This window comes from Brevundimonas sp. (genome assembly GCF_031082345.1).
Lineage (GTDB): Bacteria > Pseudomonadota > Alphaproteobacteria > Caulobacterales > Caulobacteraceae > Brevundimonas.
In genome coordinates this window covers 369-4,651 of record NZ_JAVHLH010000219.1, presented here as the reverse complement: position 1 = coordinate 4,651, position 4,283 = coordinate 369, and the positions used below count along the sequence as shown (strand labels likewise).

Sequence of the window (4,283 nt, the reverse complement as noted above, 5' to 3'; positions counted from 1 at the left end):
GGCGGCATCGGCGTCAGCCGAGGCGTCGGCGGCGGTGTCTTCGGCGGCGGGCTGGCAGGCGGCCAGGGCGAGGGCGGCGGCCGAAGCGGCGATCAGGGCAACGATGCGCATGTGATTCCTTCCTTCAGAAGGGTCATACGAGGTCATGAATCCTCGCAGTCCCGAGATAACGACTTCGTGAGCGGATACGCAAGCGAAATTCTCACGCGTTCGTGAACTGCCGTCATCCGAGACGAAAAAGGGGGACCGTCGCCGATCCCCCTTCCGACCCTTTGAGACCCCGAAGCCCTACCTGGGCGGCGGCGACGAGGTGGCCGGCGAGGTCGAGCCATTGGGTTCCGGCGGCAGGGTCGGCGGCGTCTTGTCGGGCGGCGTGCCCAGGCCGTCCGGATTGACCGGCGTGATCGCCTCCGGCGTCGCGCCCGTGGTTCCGTCCGACGGGGCCATGGCGCCGTCCGTCGCGGGGGCCGTGGCCGAGGTCTCCGCCTCCATGGTCGCGGCGTCCGGAGCAGTGTCGTCCTCGGCCGGCGTGCAGGCGGCCAGCGCCAGGGCGCCGAGGGCGGCGGTGGTGATGATCATCAGCTTCATGCGGCTGTCCTCCGAGCGACCGCCCGGGCGGTTCAGCCGCCCGCTCCTGCGATCGATCCTGGTGTAACCGGCCACGCAGACGGCTGTTCCCGAACGCGTGATCGCCGGTGAGAGGCTGTGATGGGTCCGTGTTCCGCGCCGGTCAGGCCTCCGCCGGCGCCGCCTGCAGAGACTCTTCCATCTCGAGGAAGGAGGGCTGGGCCGAGGACGGGATGTCGCCGCGGCCGATCTCGACCGAAATCTGCGCCGCATTGCCGTGCAGGTGCGCGACGAGGACGGACTGGATAATCTTGTAGAAGGCGCCGTCGCCGTCGATGATTTCCTTCAGCCGGACCGACATGGGTCCGACCAGTCCATAGGCCAGGAAGACGCCGAGGAAGGTGCCGACCAGGGCGCCCCCGATCATGCCGCCGAGGATTTCCGGCGGCTCGGTGATCGAGCCCATGGTCTTGATGACCCCCAGCACGGCCGCGACGATGCCGAGGGCGGGCAGGCCGTCGGCCATGGTCTGGAGCGCATGCGCGCCGGCCAGGCCCTCGTGGTGATGCTTCTCCAGCTGCTTCTCCATGGCGTCCTCGATCTGGTGCGGATCCTCGAGGTTCATGGTCATCATGCGCAGGGTGTCGCAGATGAAGTCAGTGGCGAAATGGTCCTTCAGCACCTTGGGGTATTTCTGGAAGATCGGGCTCTCGGCGGGCTTTTCGATGTGGCTTTCGAGGGCGATGACCCCCTTGGACTTCATCGTCTTGGTCAGCTGGAACAGCAGGGACAGCAGGTCCTTGTAGTCCTGCCTCTTCCACTTGGGCCCGGCGAACACCTTGGCGAACCCGCCCAGGGTGGCCTTGATGGTGGTGACGCTGTTGCCGATCAGGAAGGCCGCGACGGCGGCGCCCAGGATGGCCATCAGTTCGTAGGGCAGGGAGTGGAGGATGACCCCCATCTTGCCGCCCGCCAGAATGTAGCTGCCGAACACCATGGCGAACAGCAGGACGATGCCGATGATCTGGAACATGAAAGGCCGGGAATCCTGACGCGAGAGGCGTCAACCATCGCCATTAATCATTAAGGGGCGGTTGCGACCCGCGACTACAGCCGCGTCTCGCCGTTCAGGATCGCCTGGAGGGCCGTTTCGCTCATTTTCGTGTAGCCGCTTCGCCCGCCGCGAACATAGACCGGCCCGTCGACCTTGCCCGGATCGAAGCCGTCGGTGACCAGGTCCATCTTGCGATATTTGAAGGTGCCGGTGGTGTCGGCCGCCTTGATGATCCGGACGAAGACCGGCTGGGCGAAGGTCGGCAGCTCCTGGTCGACCCAGTCGGCGAAGGCCCGGGCGCCGAATTTGCCGTCGACGACGAGGGCGACCATGCCCGCCTTGCCGTCATGGCCCGGGACGGGAACGCCGTAGGCGATGACTTCCTTGACCCCCGGCGCGTCGGCCAGCCGCTGCTCGACCTCGGCCGTCGAGACGTTTTCGCCCTTCCAGCGGTAGGTGTCGCCGATCCGGTCGATGAAATAGACGTAGCCCTCGCTGTCCTGTTTCATCAGATCGCCGGTGCGGAACCAGCGGTCGCCGCGCACGAACACGTCGCGCAGGATCTTCTTCTCCGAGGCGGCCTTGTCGGCATAGCCCGAGAAGGCGTGGCGGGTGTCGTCGCCGATGCGGCCGATGGCCTCGCCGACTTCGCCGGCCTTCGTCAGCTGACACAGGCCGTCGGGACCGCGCAGCGGCTCCTCGGTATCGATGTCGAACCGCACCAGCCGGAAATTGATCTGCTTTTTCAGGAACCCCGGCGCCCGGCCGATGGCCCCCGGCTTGCCGTCGAAATTGAACAGCGAGACGTTGCCCTCGGTCGAGCCGTAGAATTCGAGAATGTCGGGAATGGCGAACCGCTTCTGGAACGCGGTCCAGACGTCGGGGCGCAGGCCGTTGCCGAAGGCGAGTCGCAGCTTGTGCGCCCGCTCGTCCGGGTTCTCGGGGCAGTTGACCAGATACCGGCACAGCTCGCCGATGTAGACGAACAGGGTGGCGCCGGACGCCTTCAGGTCCGGCCAGAAATTCGAGGCCGAGAAGCGTTTGCGCAGCACCAGCCGACCGCCGTTCAGCAGGGCGGGGCCGATGCCGACGAGGCCGCCGGTCGAGTGATAGAGCGGCAGCACGTTGAAGGTGACGTCCTTGTCCGTCGCGGCGGTCGCCCCGGCGAAGGCGCGCATATAGGTGCGGGCCCGGGCGTGGGTGACCTTGGCCGCCTTGGGCATGCCGGTGGTGCCCGAGGTGTAGATGTACAGGGCGGTGTCGCGGTTGGTCAGGCCCGAGCGCACCGAGCGGGCCGGGCGCACCGAGGAGCCGCCCCGTACGGGCTTGTCGAGACCGCGGCGCTCGTCGGCCTCGTCGGCGTCGGCGAGACCCAGCACCCAGAGCATCAGGTTGCGGCCGGCGAACGGGCGGGCCTCCTCGACCTTGCGCCAGGACTCGGCGTCGGTGACCACCTGCGAGGCGTTGGAGATCGACAGGCAGTGGGCCAGGGCGTGGCCGGTCAGGTTGGTGTTGATCAGGGCGGTGGCGACGCCGACCTTGGAAAAACCGAGCCACGCCGCGAGGTATTCCGCCCGGTTCAGCATCATCAGGGCGATGGTGTCGCCACGCTTCAGGCGGCGGCTCTGGGCCCAGTGGCCGAACCGGTTGGCCATGGCGTCCAGCTCCCGATAGGTGAGCGTGAGCCGGTCGTCCTGGATGGCGACATGGTCCGGAAACCGGTCGACGGCCTCCTCGAAGTCGTCACAGACCAGATCGACGCTGTCGAGATCGATCGGCTTGATGCGCTTGAGCAGTCGGCGCAGGCCCTTCGCGAACCGCAAGTCGCGTCGGATGTTCGCCACCAGCCCCATCGTCCCATCCACTCCGTCGTCAATCGCCCTTCCGGTGATGGACAAGCCCGTCGCCCCGGTCAACCGGCAGGGGAATCCGAATGGCGTTTCATGGGGTCTGGACGCGGGTTTGGTTGAAGGCGTGGCGCCGATGCGGCGGTGACGTAGCGTCACCGCGCCTGTTCCGAAGCTGCGCTTGAAGATCGCCGCAAGCTTGGGCTTAATCAGCGAACAGGGTATGCGGCGCCCGGCCGCGGAAGGCCCCGGGGGACTTGAAATCATGCGACTTCTGATCGCCGCCACGGCGTGCGCCCTGGCCATCGCCGGGGCGGCCTCGGCCCAAGACTACAACGCCGATCCGAACTACGGCGACATCACCCTGTCCCCGGGGTTCACGCCCGATCCCCATCTGGTCAGCCTGCGCGCCGGCGGCGACGTCAGCGCCACGGCCGCGGGCAGCGCCTGCTCGGGCTATATCACCAGCGCGCCGGACTTCCGTCTGAACTGGAGCGGCAAGGGCTCGCTGAACCTGAGGATCTCGGTTCTGTCCAAGGCGGACACCACCCTGGTCGTCAACGGCCCCAATGGCGAATGGTACTGCGACGACGATACCGGTGAGGACAACAATCCGCTGGTCACCCTCGGTTCCGTGGCCGGTCGCTATGAAATCTGGGTCGGCACCTATTCGAGCGGCGATCCGGCGCCCGCCGTTCTGTCGATTTCGGAACTCAGCAGCTTCTGACGACCGGGCGCCAGATAACCGGGCCAGCGTCCAGAAACGCCGCAAAGTCTTCAAAACGGGCGCAAAACGGCGCTCGGACGGGCGGAAC

4 protein-coding genes are annotated in these 4,283 nt (G+C 66.9%); 1 reads left to right on the top strand and 3 read right to left on the bottom strand.

Annotated features, from left to right (window positions below):
• Window positions 1-288: 288 nt before the first annotated feature.
• The 3 genes from RDU12_RS12550 to RDU12_RS12540 form a co-directional block, all read right to left on the bottom strand.
• The gene (locus tag RDU12_RS12550) at window positions 289-588 is read right to left on the bottom strand and encodes a hypothetical protein (RefSeq protein ID WP_300291688.1); all 300 of its coding nucleotides are present in this window, start codon (window positions 586-588) and stop codon (window positions 289-291) included.
• 142 nt (window positions 589-730) lie between these two features.
• Entirely contained in the window at window positions 731-1,600 is an 870-nt protein-coding gene (motA, locus tag RDU12_RS12545) for a flagellar motor stator protein MotA (protein ID WP_300291690.1), read from the bottom strand.
• 74 nt (window positions 1,601-1,674) lie between these two features.
• Window positions 1,675-3,474 carry a long-chain-acyl-CoA synthetase gene (locus tag RDU12_RS12540; RefSeq protein ID WP_300291696.1) on the bottom strand — a complete coding sequence of 600 codons (1,800 nt, stop codon included), beginning with the start codon at window positions 3,472-3,474 and terminating at the stop codon, window positions 1,675-1,677.
• Between the two features lie 259 nt (window positions 3,475-3,733).
• Here RDU12_RS12540 and RDU12_RS12535 point away from each other — a divergent pair, with 259 nt between their 5' ends.
• Window positions 3,734-4,195, top strand: a complete 462-nt coding sequence (locus RDU12_RS12535) for a peptidase S1 (protein WP_300291692.1) — start codon at window positions 3,734-3,736, stop codon at window positions 4,193-4,195.
• Window positions 4,196-4,283 lie beyond the last annotated feature (88 nt).